19 protein-coding genes are annotated in these 20638 nt (G+C 70.6%); 12 read left to right on the top strand and 7 right to left on the bottom strand.

Annotated elements, in window-relative coordinates:
* Positions 1–72 precede the first annotated feature (72 nt).
* Complete coding sequence (locus O2L01_RS07885) at positions 73–1254, bottom strand: hypothetical protein (protein ID WP_270121364.1); 1182 nt, start codon at positions 1252–1254, stop codon at positions 73–75.
* Positions 1255–1631: 377 nt separating this feature from the next.
* Between O2L01_RS07885 and rpmB the strand changes: the two genes are divergently transcribed.
* On the top strand, positions 1632–1823 hold the full coding sequence (gene rpmB, locus O2L01_RS07880) for a 50S ribosomal protein L28 (protein WP_030157716.1): 192 nt from the start codon (positions 1632–1634) through the stop codon (positions 1821–1823).
* Positions 1824–2345: 522 nt separating this feature from the next.
* Here rpmB and O2L01_RS07875 read toward each other — a convergent pair.
* On the bottom strand, positions 2346–3296 hold the full coding sequence (locus tag O2L01_RS07875) for a thiamine-phosphate kinase (RefSeq protein WP_270121363.1): 951 nt from the start codon (positions 3294–3296) through the stop codon (positions 2346–2348).
* 144 nt (positions 3297–3440) lie between these two features.
* Between O2L01_RS07875 and O2L01_RS07870 the strand changes: the two genes are divergently transcribed.
* Genes O2L01_RS07870 through O2L01_RS07860 form a run of 3 tightly spaced genes read left to right on the top strand, consistent with a single transcriptional unit; the run spans position 3441 to position 4811 of the window.
* Complete coding sequence (locus O2L01_RS07870) at positions 3441–3674, top strand: Lrp/AsnC family transcriptional regulator (protein WP_270121362.1); 234 nt, start codon at positions 3441–3443, stop codon at positions 3672–3674.
* A gap of 13 nt (positions 3675–3687) precedes the next feature.
* Positions 3688–4227, top strand: a complete 540-nt coding sequence (locus O2L01_RS07865) for a DUF3515 family protein (protein WP_270121361.1) — start codon at positions 3688–3690, stop codon at positions 4225–4227.
* Complete coding sequence (locus tag O2L01_RS07860) at positions 4218–4811, top strand: DNA-3-methyladenine glycosylase (RefSeq protein WP_374727625.1); 594 nt, start codon at positions 4218–4220, stop codon at positions 4809–4811. Before O2L01_RS07865 ends, O2L01_RS07860 begins: the two co-directional genes overlap by 10 nt.
* Before the next feature lie 49 nt (positions 4812–4860).
* Here O2L01_RS07860 and O2L01_RS07855 read toward each other — a convergent pair whose 3' ends face one another.
* On the bottom strand, positions 4861–6801 hold the full coding sequence (locus O2L01_RS07855; protein ID WP_270121359.1) for a glycosyl hydrolase: 1941 nt from the start codon (positions 6799–6801) through the stop codon (positions 4861–4863).
* 204 nt (positions 6802–7005) lie between these two features.
* Here O2L01_RS07855 and O2L01_RS07850 point away from each other — a divergent pair, with 204 nt between their 5' ends.
* Genes O2L01_RS07850 through O2L01_RS07825 form a run of 6 tightly spaced genes read left to right on the top strand, consistent with a single transcriptional unit; the run spans position 7006 to position 14352 of the window.
* Positions 7006–8655: a Wzz/FepE/Etk N-terminal domain-containing protein gene (locus O2L01_RS07850; RefSeq protein ID WP_270121358.1), complete on the top strand. Its 1650-nt coding sequence runs from the start codon at positions 7006–7008 to the stop codon at positions 8653–8655.
* Positions 8652–10040, top strand: a complete 1389-nt coding sequence (locus O2L01_RS07845; RefSeq protein WP_270121357.1) for a hypothetical protein — start codon at positions 8652–8654, stop codon at positions 10038–10040. Before O2L01_RS07850 ends, O2L01_RS07845 begins: the two co-directional genes overlap by 4 nt.
* Positions 10037–11272, top strand: coding sequence for a hypothetical protein (locus tag O2L01_RS07840; RefSeq protein ID WP_270121356.1), 1236 nt, complete (start codon positions 10037–10039; stop codon positions 11270–11272). The genes O2L01_RS07845 and O2L01_RS07840 overlap by 4 nt, the downstream gene beginning before the upstream one ends.
* On the top strand, positions 11269–12153 hold the full coding sequence (locus tag O2L01_RS07835; RefSeq protein WP_270121355.1) for a sulfotransferase family protein: 885 nt from the start codon (positions 11269–11271) through the stop codon (positions 12151–12153). The genes O2L01_RS07840 and O2L01_RS07835 overlap by 4 nt, the downstream gene beginning before the upstream one ends.
* Positions 12141–13604, top strand: coding sequence for an MATE family efflux transporter (locus tag O2L01_RS07830; RefSeq protein WP_270121354.1), 1464 nt, complete (start codon positions 12141–12143; stop codon positions 13602–13604). The genes O2L01_RS07835 and O2L01_RS07830 overlap by 13 nt, the downstream gene beginning before the upstream one ends.
* A gap of 16 nt (positions 13605–13620) precedes the next feature.
* Positions 13621–14352, top strand: a complete 732-nt coding sequence (locus O2L01_RS07825) for a class I SAM-dependent methyltransferase (protein ID WP_270121353.1) — start codon at positions 13621–13623, stop codon at positions 14350–14352.
* Here O2L01_RS07825 and O2L01_RS07820 read toward each other — a convergent pair.
* Positions 14349–15179 (bottom strand): WecB/TagA/CpsF family glycosyltransferase, encoded by an 831-nt coding sequence (locus tag O2L01_RS07820; protein WP_270121352.1) that lies wholly within the window; start codon positions 15177–15179, stop codon positions 14349–14351. The genes O2L01_RS07825 and O2L01_RS07820 overlap by 4 nt on opposite strands.
* Positions 15180–15337: 158 nt before the next feature.
* On the opposite strand from O2L01_RS07820, the gene O2L01_RS07815 reads away from it, so the two are divergent.
* Positions 15338–16372: a sulfotransferase gene (locus tag O2L01_RS07815; RefSeq protein WP_270121351.1), complete on the top strand. Its 1035-nt coding sequence runs from the start codon at positions 15338–15340 to the stop codon at positions 16370–16372.
* Complete coding sequence (locus tag O2L01_RS07810; protein ID WP_270121350.1) at positions 16365–17270, top strand: glycosyltransferase family 2 protein; 906 nt, start codon at positions 16365–16367, stop codon at positions 17268–17270. Before O2L01_RS07815 ends, O2L01_RS07810 begins: the two co-directional genes overlap by 8 nt.
* Before the next feature lie 47 nt (positions 17271–17317).
* Here the strand turns inward: O2L01_RS07810 and O2L01_RS07805 are convergent, their stop codons facing one another.
* The 3 genes from O2L01_RS07805 to atpD all read right to left on the bottom strand — a co-directional run bounded on the left by O2L01_RS07805 (position 17318) and on the right by atpD (position 20638).
* Positions 17318–17890 (bottom strand): hypothetical protein, encoded by a 573-nt coding sequence (locus O2L01_RS07805; protein WP_270121349.1) that lies wholly within the window; start codon positions 17888–17890, stop codon positions 17318–17320.
* Positions 17887–18990: a helix-turn-helix domain-containing protein gene (locus tag O2L01_RS07800; RefSeq protein ID WP_270121348.1), complete on the bottom strand. Its 1104-nt coding sequence runs from the start codon at positions 18988–18990 to the stop codon at positions 17887–17889. The genes O2L01_RS07805 and O2L01_RS07800 overlap by 4 nt, the downstream gene beginning before the upstream one ends.
* Positions 18991–19210: 220 nt before the next feature.
* Positions 19211–20638 carry a F0F1 ATP synthase subunit beta gene (gene atpD, locus O2L01_RS07795; protein WP_270121347.1) on the bottom strand — a complete coding sequence of 476 codons (1428 nt, stop codon included), beginning with the start codon at positions 20636–20638 and terminating at the stop codon, positions 19211–19213.

Genomic DNA, 20638 nt, shown 5'->3' with positions numbered 1-20638 from the left:
TGTGCCCCCACCGCGGTACCCCCCCCGGCCCCGCGCGCTCGCGGGGGGGGGCCGGCCGATGCCTTGGTGTCGCTACGAGCCGAAGCTGAGGCTGCTGCGGGCCGCTTCGAGGACTTCGACCTGGTCGGCGGTGGCCGACCCGACGAAGCCGACGTAGCCGTCGCCGTTCTCGATGATCGCGGTCATCACGGTCAGGTCGCCGACCGTGAAGGTGCTGAACTGCGCGGGCCGGGCGTCGACCCGGTACTGGACGGCTTCGACGCCTTCGGCGGTCCCGCCCGCCCAGGTGGCGGCCAGGTTCTGCAGGTTCGTGCCGAGGTCGGCGATCGGGACCTCCGCGGCGACGCCGATCGCGGCCGGGTCGAGGGCGCCGAAGAACGCCGTCGGTCCGCCTTCACCGAGGGTCAGGCCGGTCGCGGCGGTGAAGCCGCCCGGCACGTTCTCGGCCGGGGCCGAGCCCTCAGGCGAGAGGATGCTCAGACCCGAGGCGTCCGCGGAGACGGTGAGCGGCGTCTCCGGCTCCTCCTCGACGGCCCCGCTGCTCTCGATCGTGCCGGTGGTGTCGTCGCCCTTGTCCAACGGGTTGAAGAGGATGAAGCCGCCGACGCCGAGCGCGAGCACGACGACGACGATCCCGGCGACGATGAGCCACATCGGGCCCTTGCCGCCCTTCTTCTTGTTCTTGCGCTGGATCGTGTCCGGGGCGCCCCACGGCTGCGCGCCGCCCGAGACCGGGACGAGCTGGCCGCCCTGGGGGCCGAACTGGCCGCCGCCGAACGGCGGCTGGCCCGCCGGGGACGACACGGGCATGCCCGAGACCGGCATCCCGGAAGCGGGGATGGACGAGACCGGCGGCATCCCGGAGACCGGCATGCCGGACACGGGGTAACCGCCGGAGGGGCCGAACGGGTCGGAGGCCGCCGGGGGCGGCGGGGACGCCTGGAACGGCTGCTGCGGTTGCGGCTGCGGGGGCATGCCTTGGAAGGCCTGCTGCGGCGGGGCGTCGAACGGCGAGACCGGGACGCCCGGGGGCGGACCGAACTGCTGCGGCGACACGTGGCCGGGTCCGCCGACGTACTTGACGGTCCCGTCCTCTTCGACCGGGCCCTGCCGGCCCGACTGCGCCATGCGCTGACTCTCCGGGGACCACGGCGGCTGCTCCTCCTGGGGAGGCTGCTCGTTGGGGCGGTACACCGGGGGCTGTTGCTGCGGCGGCTGCCAGCCGTCGGCAGGCTGCTGCGGGGTGTGGCTCATGTTCGACTCACCAAAGAAGATATGGGCATCGGCACATCATGTGTATGCGGCCAGCCTACGGGATCTGAACCCATCCTAGAGTCACCAACGGTAGCCGACCGCGGCAGCCGCCACAGCACAGCGCCGCCGCGGAGCGTCCTGGGAGGACCGACGAACCGGCGCGATCCGGGCCTGGGTCCGGTTGCGGCACAGGTGTTCCGCCCGGGAAGGACCCGACCCGCACCGAGTCGGCCCGGCCGCCGGGGACGGCAGTCTCCGGGGGCTGTGGCGCAGGTCCCGCCACCTGGATGGCCGGCGGTCCGCCGGGTCCGTTAGAATTACCGGGTTGCCCGCCGTCGGGGTGGGCCGAATGAACGTCAATGCAGGAGTTTTGGATTATGTCGAGCGTGTGTGAAGTCTGCGCCAAGCGCCCGGGCTTCGGCAACAACGTCCCGTGGTCCCACAAGAAGACCCGTCGTCGTTGGAACCCGAACCTGCAGACCATCCGCATCGCGACTGGCTCCGGTGACAACAAGCGCCGCGCCAAGGTCTGCACTTCGTGCATCAAGGCCGGCAAGGTCACCCGCTAAGGGCTGACGCCGCGAAGTCTTACGCCGCCGGGGCATCGCCCCGGCGGCGCTTTGTCGTACCCGGAGAACGGTCGCGATCGGGCGGGGACGCGGCCGCCTCACGCCTCACGCCTCACGCCTCACGCCTCACGCCTCACGCCTCACGCCTCACGCCTCACGCCTCACGCCTCACGCCTCACGCCTCACGCCTCACGCCTCACGCCTCACGCCTCACGCCTCACGCCGATGATGATCGCTCTTTCGGGCGGGACGCGGGGGCCGACACCGGCCTCACGCCTGGGTCTCGCCCGAGCTGAAGCGCCCCGGCTCCAGCGAATCGTGATAGTGCCGACATGGGAGGCGAAACCAGCCCGTTCTTGTCAGACCCGGGTGCGAAGGTGGCAGCGGGAACCTACCCACCCTGGGCGGGTAGGTCAGCACCCGCCCGCTCGCCCGCGCCCGCCGCCGACGTCTTCGCCAGAATCCGCGCCGCCTCGCCGGTCGGCCGTCCGAGCCTGGCCGGCCGAGCCCGGTCGGACCGCGTTACTCCTTCACGAAGTGGTCCCAGCCCGTCGGGCCGGTCCAGCGGTGGCCGTCGACCGTGACGCCGGCGCCTTCGCTCACGGTGCCGATGCGGCGCCAGCCTTCCGGCAGGAGCACGTCGGGCGGGAAGGCCGCCGCCAGCGCATGGTCCTCGCCGCCGGAGAGGAGCCAGTTGCGGGCGTCCGCGCCGAGGGCTTCGGCGGCGTTGCGCATCGGTTCGGGGACGGGCAGGGCCGTGGTGTCGACGTCGATCGCGACGCCCGAGTCGTCGGCGATGTGACCGATGTCGGCGAGGAGGCCGTCCGAGACGTCGATCATGGCGCGCACGCCCATGAGGGCGGCGTCACGACCGGCCGCGTACGGCGGCTGCGGCCTGCGGTAGGCGCCGACGAGCGCGCCCGGAGAGCGGAAGCCGCGCGAGAGCACGTTCAGGCCGCCGGCGGCCCAGCCGATCCGGCCCGCCAGCGCGAGCACGTCCCCCGGCTTGGCCCCTGAGCGCGTGACGGGTTCGCGCCCTTCGAGGTCGCCGAGGGCGGTCACCGTGACGGTGAGGAGTTCACCGCGGGTGGTGTCGCCCCCGACGACGGCCGCGCCGACGGCGGCGGCTTCGGCGGCGAGGCCGGAGGCGAGGCCTTCGAGCCATTCGGCGGGCAGGTCCTGGGGGGCGGCGACGGCGGCGAGGAGGGCGGTGGGGCGGGCGCCCATGGAGGCGATGTCGGCGAGGTTGGCGGCGGCGGCCTTGTGGCCGACGTCGGCGGCGGAGCACCAGTCGCGGCGGAAGTGGTTGCCTTCGACGAGCATGTCGGTGCAGGCGACGACGCGGCCGTCGGGGGCGGTGACGACGGCGGCGTCGTCGCCGGGGCCGAGCACGACGGCGGGTGTGGCCGCGAAGTGGCGCGTGAAGCGCTCGATGAGGCGGAACTCGCCGACTTCGGCGACGGTCTCACTCACGTGGGGCTCATTCCTCGGTGTTGGAAGGTCGGTCGATGACTGGGTAATCTTCGCTCAAGGGTGATCGCGAAGCGGTCAGGCCCGCCCGTGTCGGGTTCGACCCCACGATCCCTTCTTGCCCGTTCTCCTGAGGAGGCCTGTCACATGGTGCAGGCGTACATTCTGGTCCAGTCCGAGGTCGGCACCGCCGACCAGGTGGCCGAGGAGGTGTCGGCGATCGAGGGCGTGGTCCGGGTCGACATCGTCACCGGCCCGTATGACGTGGTGGTGCTCACCGAGGCCGCCTCCGCCGATCATCTCAGGACGCTGGTGGTGAGTAGAGTCCAGCGGGTGGCGGGCATTACCCGCACGTTGACCTGTTCGATTCTCAACGACTGAGGAGCGGTTCCCGATGGGTTCCGAGAAGAAGTCGCGGCTTCCGGCGATCGTGGCGACCGTGGTGGCGGTGCCGGTCGCGGTGGTCGCGGGCGTGCTGGTGTTCAACGCGATCGCGCCCGAGGCGGAGCCGGTGCACGAGGACCTGTCGCCGGTGTCGGTCGCGGCTCCCGCTCTCAGTGAGGAGGACGCGGTGATCTGCTTGGCGCTCACGGCGACCGCCCCGGAGACGGCCGGCGGCCTGCAGGCGCGCCCGGTCGAGGGCGGCGCCGGCGCGGCGGAGTCGGTCCTGGCGTACGGCGATCCGGCGGCGGTGGCGACCTGCGGGGTCGAGCCGGTCGCGGTGGAGGACACGGCGCTGGTCTACAAGCTCAACGGGGTCTGCTGGTATTCGGACGAGGCCGGTCTGGAGTGGACGACGCTCGACCGGCAGGTGCCGGTGGGCGTGAGCGTCCCTGAGGCGAACGATCAGCCGGTCGACGTGCTCAACGACTTGTCGACGGTGATCGCCGAGAAGGTCCCGGCGGCCGCGGACGCGCCGACCGGGTGCGCGTGAGCGCTGCGCTGGGGCGCTCGTTCTTCGAGCGCGATTCGGTGCGGGTGGCCCCGGAGCTGTTGGGCTGCATGGTGACCGCCAACGGCGTGACGGTGCGGCTGACGGAGGTCGAGGCGTACCGCGAGGACGATCCGGCTTCGCATTCCTTCCGTGGCGAGACGAAGCGCACGGCGGTCATGTTCGGCCCGCCCGGGTTCCTCTACGTCTATTTCACGTACGGGATGCATTACTGCGCGAACCTGGTGTGCGGGCCTGACGGCTCGGGCGCGGCGGTGCTGCTGCGGGCCGGGGAGGTCGTCGAGGGTGTCGAGGCGGCGCGCGAGCGGCGCGGCGCGAGCATCTCGGACCGGGATCTCGCGCGGGGTCCGGCGCGGCTGGCGCAGGCGCTGGGCTGGGACCGCGAGGACGACGGCCGCGACATGATCGGCGCCGTTCGCCGGGGCGACGGCGCGGCGGCGGTGTCCGCGGGGCCGCGGACCGGCATCACGAAGGCGGCCGACACGGCCTGGCGGTTCTGGATCCCGGGCGACCGCTTCGTGTCTCCTTACAAGCGCCACGCGAAGGCCCCGCAGGCCGAGGGCTGAGCCCGGCCCGCGAGGTCCGACTTGAAGCGGTGACCGCCGGCGCGGCCTGCTACTTCGGCGGTTCGGCGGGTTCCAGGTTGAGCCTCACGTCGAGGTACTGCGAGCGCATCAGGGTCCTGAAAGCTTCCAGTGCGTCCGCATCCTGGTCCACTTCGGAATTGCGGCCCTCGGCGTTCGGCGACGAGAAGTAGACGATCGCTTTGAGTCTCGGATAGTGCGCCATCTGCTGCATCGCGGCTTCGAACACCGTCTGCTGATGGCCCGGGTGGTCGTCATCGGTGAAGACGCCCCATTCGGCCAGCATCATGGGTTTGTCCGGATGCTGCTCGGCGACCCAGTGGTAATAGCCGGGCCAGCCGTAGGCGGGATGGGCCGTGTCCAGGAGTTCGCCGAAGTCGAACCGGCCGTCGTCCTTGAGGGTCTGGCCGTATCCCGACAGTCCGATCCAGTCGACCACGTCCTCGCCGGGGTACAGGTCGTCGTGCCACGGCACCTCGACCCATTTGAGGTAGCCCATGTAGTTCATGACCGACACGAGGTTGTCCACGCCGTGCGCGCGCAGACGCTCGATGACGTAGCGGTACATGGCCGCGTAGTCCTTGGCCTCCATGCCCGATCCCGGTCGAGCGACGACGTCGTTCTCGGGTTCATGGTGGACGGTGAAGAAGAACGGCTTGTCGAAGTTCGCGTTGATGTGCTCGGCGAGCCGGTCCAGGAAGTCGTCCACCTCCGGGTCGCCCGCGGCGATCTCGGCCCATTTCGCCATCTGCGGCTTCCAGTTGATGAACAGGGTCCGCGGATGCTCCGGGTCCTCGGTCAGCGCGATCTGGTCCGCGGTCGGGAACAGCCTGTCGTCCGACCGCTCGTACGCGTGGTAGATCTGCTGCGTTCGCTCTACTGTGGCCTCGAATTTGAGGAAGGCGTCCTCCTTGTCCTGCGAGGTCTTCCCTCCGGCGGCGGCGCCGATCAGGGTCCCGCAGTTGGGCACGAGCTTCTCGTTCGTGACGCATTCGTTGAGCGTGTCCACGGCCTGACCGGACTCGGGCTGCAGCGGCGGGCCGGAGACGGGCGCAGTCGGCGCCTCCCCTGAGCCGGGATCCGGCTGCGACGGCGGACCGGCGACCGGCGGCGTCGGTGACTCTCCAGAGCCCGGATCCGGCCGCAGCGGCGGTTCGGACGGCGTCGGCGACTGATCGGGATCCACCGGGAGCGCCCCGGGAGGCGTGGTCGGCGCGGCGGTCGGGTCCGAAGTGGGCGCCGGGCTCGTCGGCGCGGCGGTCGGGTCCGGCGTGGAGCCCGTGGGCGGGGCGGTCGGATCCAGGCTCGGCGACACAGGGCTCACCGGCGGCACCTGCGAGACGGTGCGCAGGCTCGGCCCCGTCTCGTACTCGGTGCCCGCGAACTCGAGGTACGAGTCGCGGTCTGGGGTCGTCACCGCGAAACCGTAGCGGCCCGGGGCGTTGATCGCGCCGGTCACGTCGAAGACCGCTTCGGTGGTGCCCGCGTCGACCTCGACCGCGTCCCAGACCTCGCCGTACGGCGGGGCCGTGTCAGCGGTGAGCGTGCACAGGCAGGGCACCGAGCGCACGGAGGCGACCTCGACGATCATGCCCTCGCCGTCGGGCGGGACGGCGACGGGCAGGCGCAGCTCGGCTGTGTGGTCGGGCCGGACCGTGGACTCGTCGAGTGCGAACTGGAGGTACGAGACGGCGATGCCGAGGTCCGTGGAATAGCCGACGGGCAGCACGGCGGGCGATTCGGGCGCCGGGACGGTGATCTCGGTGGCGGTGAAGGAGGCCTCGAGCGGCTCGTGGTCGTAGGTCCCGTTGCCGTCCTGCCAGGCCTCCCCGACGGTGTCGCCGAGGCGGTCCCCGTCCAAGCCGACCCCGTAGCCGACCACGAAGCCCGCCAAGACCAGCGGGAGCACCGCCAGGACGGTCACGATGCCGCGGCCCGCCCGAAGGGTCTGGCGCGTGCCGGTGTCGCTCATCGCCCACCTTCTTCCGTCCAATGTGATCCACGCTCAAATGCAGCGAATCACCATATTAGCGAACAAAATGGTTTTTACTAGTCTGCTCCCGCAAACACAACCCCAACCCCGCGCGCGGCGCGCGTGGACGCCGCGCAGCCGTCACCTCAAGGTCGCGTCGCTCGTTACTCAGACGAGATTCAGAGAACGAGAAAGGCCTTCGCGTTGAGGACCCCTGCCGCCCGCACGCTCGCCGATTACGGCGTCATCGTCCGCCGTTCCTGGTGGCTCATCGTCGGAACGGTGGCCGCGGCGCTGGCCGCCGGGTTCGCCTACACCTCGATGAGCGAGGAGGTCTACGAGTCCACTTCGTCGATCCTGGTGCTGCCCACCCCGAGCGACACCGCCGTCGCCGGGGCCCGCACCGCCGGGCAGGTCAACCTCGACACCGAGGCCCAGCTCGTCAAGTCCACCGAGGTCGCGGTGGCCGCCGCCGAAGCGCTCGGCGCCGACGACCCGGACGCCCTCGTCTCGCGCGTCTCGGTCACCGTGCCGCCCAACACCGCCGTGCTCGAGATCGCCTACCGCGCCAACACGCCCGAAGCGGCCCGGGCCGGGTCGGTCGCGTTCAGCGAGGCCTACCTCGACCACCGCCGCTCCGGTGCCACCGCCTCGCTCGACAGCGCCATCGCCACCGCCACGGTCGGCCTGGACGCCGTGAACGAGGACATCGCCGCCGCCGAAGACGAGCTGTCAGGGATGGACTCGGGCGACGACGGCCGGGCCCGGCTCGAATCCGACCTCGACGGGCTGCGCCAGCAGGCCGAGGAGTTCGAGGCCGAGATCGCCGACCTCCAGGCCCAGCAGGGCGCGATCTCGCCCGGCCGGGTCATCAACCAGGCCTCCGTGCCGGGCGCCCCGGTCAGCCCGAACGCCATGTTCAACCTCGCCGCCGCGCTCGGCCTCGGCCTGCCGCTCGGCCTCATGCTCGCCTGGGCCCGGCACCGCCTGGCCCGCAAGGTGGCCTACCCGACCGACCTGGTCGAACGCTGCGAACTGGAGGTGCTCGCCTCCGTGCCGCCGGCCGTGAAGTTCCAGCGCCGCGAGGTCTTCGGCGCCTACAGCCCCGGCGGCCGGGTGTTCTCCCAGCTCCGCAATGTCGTGTCCTCGCAGTTGACGCACGACCAGCGCGTCATCGTCGTCGCCGGCGTGGCCCCCGGCCCCGCCGCGAGCGTCGTCGCCGCGAACCTCGCCACCGCGATGGCCCGCGCGGGCGACCGCGCCACCGCCGTCGCCGCCAATCCGAGCACCACCGTGGGCCTGCCGGAGCTGTTCGGCACGGACTCGGTGCCGGGCCTCGCGGACGTGTGGTCGGGCCGGGTGGACCTCGGCGAGGCCACGCACGCCGCGCCGCGCCAGCCGAGCCTCAACGTGATCGGCCCCGGCGCCGCCGCCCGGGCCACCGGTCCGACGAGCGAGGCCGCCGCCGAGACGTTCTCCAAACTCGCCGAGGCCGGTCGGTTCGTGGTCGTCGACGCGCCGCCGCTGTCGTGCAGCGCGGACGCCCAGTTGCTCGCCGGGCACGCCGACGCCGTGATCCTCGCCGTCCAGGCCGGACGCGACTCGATCGGCGAGACCGCCGCCGCCGCTCTGGCGATGCGGCAGATCGACACGCCGCTGCTCGGGGCGGTCCTGCTGCCGAACGTGCTGGGGCCCATGAACTCGGTGCCGCTGCCCGGCGCACGGCGTGAGACGCCGGCGCGGCGCAAGGTGTCGCAGGACGAGACGCCCACGGACTCGCTCGAGCCTGTCGCAGGCGAGGAGGCGGCGGCGACCCAGGTCATCCCGGCCGTTCCCGCCGCCGAGTCGCGATGACGCTCCTCGCGGCCGCCCGCTCGGCCGGGCGCGTCCGGATCGACCCCGCCGCTCGCGGCGACCGCGAAGGCGCCTCGCTCACCTGGCTGCTCGCGGGGTTCCCGCTGTGGTGGGCGCTCGGCATGGGCGTCCTGGTGATCCCGTTCGTCGCGGCAGTCGCGGCCGTGAAGCTGGTGCGGCGCAGGTCGATCGCGGTGCCGCCCGCGTTCGGGTGGTGGCTGCTGTTCCTCCTCGCGGTCACGCTGAGCCTCGCGAACCTGGGCGTGGACCCGCCGGGGACGGTGCGCGAGACGTGGTTCTCAAGCCTGCCCGGCGCGACGTTCCGGCTCGGCTTCTACTGCTGCTGCACCCTCATCGCCCTGTGGGCGTACAACCTGCTGGCGGAGGGGAAGCTCAAGCGGGACAAGCTGGTCCGGCTGCTCGGGTGGCTGTTCGTGGTCACCGTCGCGGGCGGGTTCCTCGGCACGTTCTTCGGGTCGTTCGAGTACACGTCGCCGGTGGAGGCGCTGCTGCCGAAGGCCGTGGCGAAGGACGGGTTCGTCCAGTCGCTCGTGCACCCGGCGGCCGCGCAGACCATGGACTTCCTCGGGTACGACACGCCGCGCCCGGCCGCCCCGTGGGGCTACACCAACACGTGGGGCAACAACTTCGCCATCACCGCGGTCTGGTTCCTCGTGGCGGCGTTCTGCACACCGGTGAAGGCGAAGTGGCGGGCCGCCGCGGTCGCGCTGCTCGTCGTCTCGCTCGTGCCCGCCGTGTACTCGATGAACCGCGGCCTGTGGCTCGGCCTGGCCGCCATCGCGGTGTTCGCGGCGCTCCGGCTGCTCGTCTCGGGCCGGCCCGGCGGAATGCTCGCCCTGGGCGGGGCCGCCTGCGCCGCAGTGCTGCTCGTGGTCCTGACACCATTGGGGACGGTGGTGCAGACCCGGCTCGACCACGGGCACTCCGACGAGGGCCGGGCGTTCTCGTCCGAGCGGGCGACGGAGCTGGTGCTCGAGCACTCCCCCGTGATCGGGTTCGGGTCGACGCGCAAGACGCTCGGCTCGGGCGAGTCGATCGCCGTGGGCCCCACGCCCGAATGCCCGCGCTGCGGCGGGCGCACGCTCGGCGGGAACGGGCAGCTCTGGCAGGTCATGTTCGCCCACGGGATCCTCGGCGCCGTCACCTACCTCGGGTTCGCGCTCGCGGTCCTGTGGCGGTTCCGACACGACCACACCGCGGTCGGCATCGCCGGGAGCGCCGTCGTCGGCTTCTCGCTGATCACCATGTTCTACTACAACGCCCTCGTGACGCCCCTCCTGTTCACCCTGCTCAGCTACGTCCTCCTCGCCGCGGGCCGCCTGCCCGAGGTGTCACACCACGGCCCAGAGACGGAGAACCGATGAGCCGAGCCCTGAAGACCGCCGATGACCTGCGCAGGCGCGCGACCTACCTCGCGGAGGTGGTGGACCAGTTGTACCCCGGTGCGGCGCAGCAAGATGCAACGCGGCCGTACATCGTGGTGCCGGGCCGACGCAAGCCGCGCGTACTCATCCCGGCGTCCGACCGCAAGGTCGCCGCGGCCGCGCTGACCCGCTACGCCCGGCCCGCCGCGCGCGGCGCGCGCCTCAAGCGCGACGCCGCCGTGTGGGCCCTGCGCCTCGGCATCGACCGGATGCTGCTGCCGCACCGCATCAAAGTCGGCGGCGCCGAAGGCATCGACGACCACCTCGCCTCCGTCCTCGGGCACGAGGTGCACCTGAGCATCCACATCGGACCGGCGCGGGCGAACCGCAAGCCGGTGCTGCAGATCCTCGACGGCGACGCGACCACGGTCGCTTTCGCGAAGCTCGGGGTCAACCCGCTCACGCGCGAACTCGTCGAAGCCGAGACCAACGCGACGCGGCGCCTCAGCGAGTTCTGCGACCTCGAACTGGTGCGGGTGCCCCGGCTCCTGCACGCCGGGAACTGGAACGGCCACAACCTGATGGTGACCTCCGCGCTCCCGTCCTGGGACGCGCCTTCGGATCTCGGGCCCTCGCGCCGCACCGCCGCCATGCGCGAACTCGCCGACGCCTGCGGGACCCTGCGCTCTCCGCTCGGCGAATCCGACTACGCCGCAAGGCTTCGCGCCCGACTCAAGGACCTCACCGACCGCGGCGAGACGGACGCGGACACGCTCCAGACCGCCGGGGAGACCCTGCTCGACCGGTTCTCGGGCACGGAGCTGACCTTCGGCGCGTGGCACGGCGACTGGTCCCCGTGGAACACCCGCGAGACCGAGGCCCTGGTGTACCTGTGGGACCTCGAGCGGTTCGAGACCGGCGTCCCCTACGGGTTCGACGCCGCCCACTACCGCCTCCAGGACCACATCGTGACGCGCGGCGCGGACCCGACCACGGCCGTGCTCGGCCTCGTCGCCGAAGCGCCTTCCGTATTGGCGCCCATGGGGATCGCGCCCGCAGAGGCCGAGCCGACCGCGCTGCTGTACCTCGTCGACCTCGCCGCCCGCTACATGGGCGACCAGGCCGAGCGCGCCGGCGCAGCACTGGGCGCCCTGGGCCGCTGGCTCCTGCCGACGCTCCTGCGCCACATCGCGCGCCAGCGCACCGCTTCGGAGACAGGGGGCCAGTCGTGAGCCAAAGGACGCTCCGGGAGCGCATCCCGAGCCAGTTGAAGGCCGTCGTCGGGCACTCCTCCCGCACGTTCGGGCGGTTGACGGCCTCGTCCCGGATCCTCCCGGGCCTGCTCATCTGCGGCGGCCAGCGCTGCGGCACGACGTCCCTGTACCGGGCCCTGGCCCAGCACCCGGCGATACTGAAACCGGTGTTCCACAAGGGCGTGCACTACTTCGACACCGACTACGACAAGGGCATGTCCTGGTACCGGGGGCACTTCCCGACGCAGGCGGCCTCGCGGCGCATCGCCGACCACACCGGCCTCGCGCCGATCGGCTTCGAGTCGAGCCCGTACTACCTGTACCACCCGCTGGCGGCGACGCGGTTCGCGCGGGACCTGCCGGGGGTCAAGGTGATCGTGCTCGTGCGCGACCCGGTGGAGCGGGCGTGGTCGCACCACGCGCACGAGGTGGCGCGCGGGTTCGAGCCAATCGCGGACTTCGAGGAGGCCGTCGCGGCCGAGGAGGCCCGGCTGGCGGGCAAGGAGGAGCGGCTGCGGGCCGACCCTTCGCTCTACGACTTCGACCACCAGCACCACGCCTACACGGCGCGGGGACGGTACACCGATTACCTTGAGCCGCTTGCGGAGCAGGTGGGCCGGGACAAGGTCCTGGTGCTCGACTCCGGGGAGTTCTTCTCCAGGCCCGAGGACGCGTTCGAGCGCGTGCTGCGGTTCCTGGGGCTGCCGTGGCTCGGGGAGTTCGCCTTCGCGCGGCACAACGCGCGCGGGCGTCCCTCCCCGATGTCCGCGGCCCTGCGCGAGCAGCTGACCGAGCATTACGGGCCCTACGACGAGCGGCTCGTGGAGTGGCTGGGAGGCGTGCCGAGTTGGCGGCGCTGACGGCCGCCGCCACAGCAGAGGACGCAGGACGCGAAGAGCTGCGCGGGACCGCCCGCGGCGGCCTCGTCAACCTCGTGGGCGCAGCAGTCTCCGGCCTCGGGGGCCTGGCGGTCACGTGGCTGGCGGCGGTGGCGCTCTCGCCCGTCGAGGCGGGCGCGTTCTTCGCGGCGACCTCGGTGTTCCTGCTCGCGGGCGCGATCGCGCGCCTGGGCACGCCCACGGGGCTCGTGTACTGGGTGGCGCGGCTGCACCAGAACGGGCGGGACGGCGCGGTCGGCTCGGTCCTCAAGCTCGGCCTGTGGCCGGCCGCGATCGCGTCGATGGCGACGGCGTTCGGGCTGCTGCTCGCGGCGCCGATGTTCCAGAGCCCGGACCTGGTGCGGCTCATCGCGGTGTTCCTGCCGGCGTCCGTGGCGCTGGAGGCGCTGCTCGCCGCGACGCGCGGGTACCGGCTCATGGGGCCCTCGGTCCTCATCGACAAGCTCGGCCGCACCGTCGCGCAACTGGTGGGACTCGGGGCGATCGCGTTGGCGGGCACCGCTTCGCCGCTCACGATCACGTTCGCGTGGGTGCTGCCGTACCTGCCGGCGGCCGTCGCGGCGGGCTGGTACCTGGCGCGGCGGCACCGGCGCTCGCGCGCCGATCAGGGCTTCCCGGACCGGGTCTCGGCCCGGGCATTCTGGGGGTTCACGGCGCCGCGCGCGGCGGCGGGCGTGGCGCAGCTGGGTCTGCAGCGGCTCGACATCATCATGGTCGCGGCGCTGGCCGGGCTGGGCGCGGCGGCCGTGTACACGGTGGCGACGCGGTTCGTGATCGTCGGGCAGATGGCCTCGGGCGCGGTCGGGCAGTCGGTGCAGCCGCGCGCGGCCGCCGCGATGGCGTCCGGGAGGCCCGCGTCGGCGCTGTCGCTGTACCAGGAGTCGACGGCGTGGATCGTGGCGATCACGTGGCCCGTATACCTCGGCGTGGGCCTGCTCGCGGACTGGTACCTGCGACTGTTCGGCGGCGAGTACGTCAGCGCGGACGCGCGGCTCGTGGTGTGGATCCTGGTGCCCGCCATGATGTGCAGCTCCGCGTGCGGGGTGGTCGACTCGATGCTGGCCATGGCCGGGAAGACCTCGTGGCAGTTGATCGACGTCTCGATTTCACTCGTCGTCAATGTGGGGTTGAACCTGGCGTTGATCCCTTCCATGGGGGTCGTCGGCGCGGCGATCGCGTGGTCGGCGGCGGTTCTGGTCAATAATTTGGTTCCACTCGCGCAACTGTGGCGCACATTCGGCTTGCACCCGTTCGGGGCGTTGACGAGGCGGGCGCTGCTTGCGGCCGGTCTCGGATTCGGGGTCCTGCCGCTGGCGGCGGCACCGCTGGGCCCACTTTGGACGACGGCCGCGCTCGCGGCCGCGGGCCTCGCGTGGGCGGTGGCGCTGCTGCGCTACCGCCACAGGATCTGAACTTGAAAGGGACTTCGTGGCCAGCAATTACACCGAGGTGTTCCAGGACCCGACCGCGGTAGAGAAGTACGCCGAGCGGACGTACGCGCCCGGGACGTTCTCGTCGATCGTCTCCAACCGCCAGGCCGGATGGCTGCGCGGCTTCGTGCCGAACGCGTTCGCGACCAAGCCGACCCACCACGACTTCGCGTGCGGCACCGGCCGCGTCTCGCGGATGCTCGCTGGGCTGTGCGCGGTCTCGCACGGCTACGACACCTCGGAGGCCATGCTGCAGAAGGGGCGCGAGCTCGGCACCCCTGGGTACGCGCACCTGGTGCGCCCGGGCCTGGCCTCGCCCGAGGTCGACCCGAGCCGCCCGGCGCTGGTCACCGCATTCCGCTTCGTGCTCAATGTGGACCTGCACCTGCGCGACCAGTTGATGGACTTCGCCTCCGCGGCGCTGCCGGACTCGGACTCGGGGCTGCTGCTGGTCGAGAACCACGGCAACGCCTCATCGCTGCGGCACCTGCGCAAGACCTTCGGGCGGCTCGACGCGAGCACGTGGTTCCAGGAGCTCTCGCACCAGGAGATGCGGGACCTCTTCTCGCGCCACGGCTTCGAGCTGGTCGGCATGCAGGGCTTCACGCTGTTCACCCAGGGCTGCTACCGCGCCCCGTGGGGCTGGGCCGCGAAGGCCGCGGACGCCGCGCTGGCGTCCCCGATGTCGAAGTGGGCCACGGACGTCGTGTACATCGCACGGCGGCGCTAGACCTCCGAGTTCGCGCGACGACGTTCCCGGTAGGCCTCCGCGAGGAGGCGCACGGCTTCGGGGACGTCGTCTTTCAGGTAGCGGCGGACGAGGCGGCGCGGCTCGGAGAGCATCCGGAAGATCCACTCGGTGCCGGTGCGCTGCATCCATTTCGGGGCGCGGCGGCGGTACCCGGCGATGAAGTCGATGCTGGCGCCGCAGCCGAGGAACCACGCGTCCGGGGCGATCGCGCGCAGGCGCACCATCACGTGCTCCTGCTTGGGGAAGCCGAGGCCGACGTAGACCAGGTCGGGGGCGGCCGCTTCGACGCGTTCGACGAGGGCCCGCCACTGCGACTCGTCGCGGTCGAAGCCCATGGGCGGGCACCAGGCGCCGACCACTTTGAGGCCCGGGTAACGAGATTCGAGGAGGTCGGCGGCACGCTCGGTGGGGCGCGCGGCGCCGTCCGGGGTGCCGCCCAGGAGGGCGATGCGCAGGCCGCGCGTGGCGGCCGCTGCGGAGAGGGACCAGACGAGGTCCGAGCCGGCGACGCGGGCCGGCAGCGGCGTTCCGGCCACTTTGGAGGCCCATACGAGCGGCGCGCCGTCCGCGACCACGAGGTCCGAGGCGGCGATGATGGCGCGCAGCTCGCGGCTGCGGCGGGCGGCCGCGACGATGTCCACGTTCGGGGTCACGATCTGGCCGCCGCGCCCGGCCTCGAGCGCGTCCATCACGCGCGCCACGGCCTCGGCCTCGGTGACGGGGTCGATGGCGATGCCGCCCAACGTGACGCGGGGGGAGGGCGCGCCGCCGAGGCGGTCCGCGCGCGAAGGGCCCAAACGCTCCATGCGATCAGACGTTAGAGGTCCGCGTGCGATTTTCCGGGAAATTCGGCGACAGGGCGTGTCCCCCACCCCACCCCGGGTCGTTATACGAATCATCAAGGGGCATCTGCAGGTTTCCGAGCCCGACTCGGATCGCGGCCCCGACAGCAGTGGAGCACCAGGTGAGCGAGGGATCAGTGAGCGCGAAGATCGCCGACACGGCCGTGGAGTCCGAGAACCGCGTCAAAGTGGTCTTCATCGGAGGCCTCGGACGCAGCGGCACGACGCTCCTCGAACGCCTGCTCGGACAGCTCCCCGGCGTCGTCCCCCTCGGCGAGATCACCCACCTGTGGGAACGGGACCTCGTGGGCAACGAGATGTGCGCCTGCGGCGCCACGTTCTCGCACTGCGAGTTCTGGCAGCGGATCGGGCAGCGCGCCTTCGGGTCCTGGGAGCAGGTCGACGTCGAGCGCCTCAACGCCCTCAAGGCCACTGTGGACCGAACTCGGCACATCCCGGCGCTCGCGGCGAAGCGCCTCGCGCCCGCGCAGCACCAGCTCGTCACCGAGTATGCCGAGTACTTCGAGAAGATCTACACCGCCGCCGCCAAGGACACGCGCGCGCAGGTCGTGGTCGACTCCTCCAAGCACGCCTCGCTCGCGTACTGCCTGCGCTGGTCCCCCAAAATCGACCTGCGGGTGCTGCACGTCGTGCGCGACTCGCGCGGCGTCGCCTACTCGTGGACGAAGAAGGTGGCCCGCCCCGAGTCCCCCACGGGCGACCAGATGACCCGCTACTCCCCCGCGAAGGCCGCGATGCTGTGGAACGCGCAGAACGCCGCGTTCAGCCTCCTCGCCCGCCGCGGCGTCCCCGTGCGGCGCGTCCGCTACGAGCGGATCATCCAGCGCCCCCGCAAGGTGATCGCCTCGCTGGGCCGCTTCTGCGGCCTGGACCTGGTGGAATCGGACTACAACTTCATCGGGGACGGCTGGGCCGACCTGGGCCCCAGCCACTCCGCGGCCGGCAACCCGATGCGGTTCACCGTGGGGCGCATCCCGATCTACCCCGACGAGGCCTGGACCGAGGACCTGCCCGACGGCACCCGGCGCATGGTCTCGACCCTGACCCGGCCCCTCCTGGGCCGCTACGGCTACCTCGACGACGAGGAGGCCCCTGTGGACGAACCCGTTCTGGAAGAGGTGATCGCCCGTGACTGACTGGCCTTCGGTGGGCATCGTCATCCCCACGCACAACCGCCCCCAGCAGGTGCGCGCGGCGCTGCGCTCGGTACTGACCCAGTTCTACCCCGGCGCGCTCGAAGTCGTCGTGGTCTTCGACCGCGCCAAAGTGGACGAAGAGCTCGCGGTCGACGGCGACCGTCCCGTGCGCGTCGTGAAGAACGAGCGCACCCCCGGCCTCGCCGGGGCCCGGAACACCGGGATCACCGCGCTGGACACCGATCTCGTGGCGTTCCTCGACGACGACGACGAATGGCTCCCCGGCAAGCTCGCCGCGCAGGTGACCGCGCTCGGCACCGAAGCCGAGCTGTGCACCACCGCGATCGAGGTCGACTACCGCGGCCGGCGCAACTCGCGCCTGGCGCAGAAGACCATGGTGCGGCACGGGGACCTGCTCCGCTCGCGCATGATGATGCTGCACTCCTCCACGTTCCTGTTCCGCCGCTCGGCCCTCCTCGGCGGGCTCGGGCTCGTCGCCGAAGACGCCCCCGGCAGCCAGAACGAGGACTGGGACATGCTCCTGCGGGCCTCCCGGCGGCGCCCGATCGCCCACGTCGACGTGCCGTACGCGCTCGTCAACTGGGCCGGCTCGCACTTCGAGACCCGTTGGGACACCAAGATCTCCTCGCTCCGCTGGATCCTCGACCGCCACCCCGAGATCCACGGCAGCCCCGAGGGCGCCGCGCGCGTCTACGGCCAGATCGCCTGCTGGCACGCCGCCACCGGCGACCGCAAAGAGGCCCTCCGCTGGGCCCTGCGGGCCACGAAGGCGAACCCGAGCGAGCCCCGGGCGGCCGTCGCGGCGGCAGCGGCGGCGGGCATCGTCGGCGTCCCGGCCGTCATGGCAGCCCTGCACCGCCGCGGCCGCGGCATCTGAGCAAGCAGCAAGCGGCCCCGGAACCGAATGGTTCCGGGGCCGCTTCGCTAACGCTTGGCTCTTGACCACCGGCCGAGCTTGTTCCCCTTCACGAAGTCAGGGAACTCGCCGCCCTTGCATGGGAGACGCATTCCCGAGTCCGCGAGCTGATCCACGAGGTTGCACAGTTGCGTTTCAGTTGCTCCGCCGGTCCGCCAAACCTCGGCCAAGAGCCAGAGGGTCCCGTGAACGGCGCCGTAGTGCGCCAGGGCCACTCGCTTGGCGCTCAAGTCGTCGATGATCGCCGTGGCTCCGAGTTCCATCGCCACGGCGAGGACACTGGCCTCACCGAAGTTCCGGCCGTTCTGCGCTCCGAACACAGAGGACAGTTCCACGAACCTGCCAAGGCGCGCAATACTGTCATCGATTCGATGGTGCGCCAACCACTGTTGACCCGAAATAGCGCCGAGCTGCGGATGCTTCGAAACGCCTTGCCTGATCTCCTCCAGAACGACACTAGAAGTGCCGCAAGGAACCGAGCGCACAAAGTCACCGAGCACGTCGATCCGATCGATGAGGGCGAAGTGGCTCAGGGAAGTCGTGTCGAAAACGAAACCGCTGCAATCGAGGTTCTCCGTCACAGGCTGTCGACCTCGTCGACCTCAGGCAACTGGTCTCTCCGGATTTGACCGCGCATCATCTCGACGGCGCGGTCCGCGGAGATCAGACTCCGTGAATACGCCGTCATGACCGCATGAGCCACCGAAGGGGAGACCACCACCTTCTCCAGGTCAGGTTGTGGGGCCCAGCCCAGGGAGTCCATGAACTCGGTGTAGGTCGGGGTCTGCCCAGCCCAGTCTTTCGCATCGCGGTCACTGATCACTTCGGCGAGCTCCGCTTGCCTGATGGCCAGTGACCAGGAAACCTTGTACTCCGCTGCCAGACGTATCAGGTCGGTGCGGTTCAACCCGACAGCAAAGCGTTTGAGCACGACCGCAGGCAGGAGAAACTCGGAAGCGAAGGCATCGATCACGGCCTCGCGGTCCTCCTTGGAAGCGTGGACTCCGATATCAGTACTGAAGTCGTCCCCTAGGAGCACATGGCCGAGTTCATGGGCTGCGGTCGCTCGGCGTCTACCGACGTCAGACTGGCGATTGAGGATCGCCACCGAGAAGTCACCGGCGTTGAGACTCGCGCCTTCGTCATTCTTCTCCCCGTCCAGCACCATCACCGCGTAGAGGAGGCCGACGGCTTCAGCCGGGCGCATGAGCGTCTCGATCGGCTCGCTAGCGAGATTCAACCGTTTTCGAAGCCACCGAGCCGCTTCTCGCCCATCGTCCTGGCGCTCCTGAGCGCCCGGATACAGGAGCGGCTTCCGGACCTTCAGCACGCCGAAGCCGATCAGCTGGCGAACATCGTTCCTCCAGGCCACCAGGGCGGTTTGAAGCCGGAACATCGCAGTTTCGTCCTCGGTGGTCTCCTCTGCCACCAAGGCGCTGCTGCGCCGGGCGAAGACCTGAGGAGGATCCTCGATGAAATGATCGAGCGGCACCTTGAGCGCCCGGCCGAGGCCGACGAGCTCCATCCCATCGATACGGCGCTCTCCGCGTTCGATCTTCGACACGGCACTTCGATCGTCCAAGCCAATGGCGTCCGCAAGCTCAGCCTGGGTCAGGCCTGTCGCTACCCGTATCCTGCGGACACGTTCGCCAATCGCGGCCCATCCATCGTCAAGCTTCATGTTGCGATAATCGCACATTATGTGTTACTGAGACCAGCGACACGAGAACTTCGTTATGAAATGTTGATGGCCGAACCTTAGCCTCCTCTGGCCAGCTTGAGAAGAGTGTGGTAAACCGCCGACGTTGCGGGCGCCCCTCGAAGACTCCCCCTAGACATGGGAAAGCGGCCCCGGAACCATTGGTTCCGGGGCCGCTCCCGTCAAGCGCTGCAGAGAAAGGCTAGCCCTTCTTGCGGAGCTCCTCTTCGTTCTTGTGCAGGTCCTCGAGGCCACCGCACATGAAGAACGCCTGCTCGGGGAAGTGGTCGTACTCGCCCTCGGCGATCTTCTTGAAGGCCTCGACGGTCTCCTTGACGGGGACGAACGAGCCCTCGACGCCGGTGAACTGCTTCGCCGCGAACGTGTTCTGCGACAGGAAGCGCTCGATGCGGCGCGCGCGGCCCACGACGAGCTTGTCCTCTTCCGAGAGCTCGTCCATGCCGAGGATGGCGATGATGTCCTGCAGCTCGTTGTACTTCTGCAGGATCTGCTTCACCTGGCTGGCCACCGCGTAGTGCTCGGCACCGACGACCTCGGGCTCCAGAATGCGGGAGTTCGAGGCCAGCGGGTCGATCGCGGGGTAGATGCCCTTGTCGGAGATCTTCCGCTCGAGGTTCGTCGTCGCGTCCAGGTGGGTGAACGCGGTGAACGGCGCCGGGTCGGTGTAGTCGTCCGCGGGGACGTACACAGCCTGCATCGAGGTGATGGCCTTGCCGCGCAGCGAGGTGATGCGCTCCTGGAGCTCACCCATCTCGTCCGCCAGGGTCGGCTGGTAACCCACGGCCGAGGGCATGCGGCCCAGCAGCGCGGAGGTCTCCGAACCGGCCTGCGTGAACCGGAAGATGTTGTCGATGAAGAGCAGCACCTCCTGGTTCTTGACGTCGCGGAAGTACTCGGCCATCGTCAGGGCCGACAGGGCGACGCGCAGACGCACGCCCGGCGGCTCGTCCATCTGGCCGTAGACCAGCGAGGTCTTCGGGAGGACGCCGGCCTCGGCCATTTCGGCGATGAGGTCGTTGCCCTCACGGGTGCGCTCGCCGACACCGGCGAACACGGAGGAACCACCGAAGTTCTGGGCCACACGGATGATCATCTCCTGGATGAGCACCGTCTTGCCCACGCCGGCGCCGCCGAACAGGCCGATCTTGCCGCCCTTGACGTACGGGGCGAGGAGGTCGATCGCCTTGATGCCGGTCTCCAGCATCTCGGTCTTCGGCTCCAGCTGCGCGAACGCCGGGGCGTGGCGGTGGATCTCCCAGTAGTCGTCGGCCTCGAGGACCTCGCCCTCAGCGAGGTTGAGGCATTCGCCGAGCACGTTGAAGACCTTGCCCTTGATGCCGTCGCCGACCGGGACCTTGATCTGGCCGCCGGTGTCGCGGACCTCGGTACCGCGGACGAGGCCGTCGGTCGGGGCCATGCAGATGCCGCGGATCTGGTTGTCGCCCAGGTGCTGGGCGACTTCCAGGGTCAGGGTCTTCCGGGTGTCGCCGTAGGCGATGTCAACGTGGAGTGCGTTGAAGATCGCCGGGATGGCGTTTCGAGGGAACTCGACGTCGACGACCGGCCCGATGACCCGTACGACGCGCCCCACTCCTTGAGTGTCAGTCAT

It is taken from the genome of Glycomyces lechevalierae (assembly GCF_027622945.1).
Classification (GTDB): domain Bacteria; phylum Actinomycetota; class Actinomycetes; order Mycobacteriales; family Micromonosporaceae; genus Glycomyces; species Glycomyces rutgersensis.
This window is presented reverse-complemented; position numbering and strand designations above follow the sequence as displayed.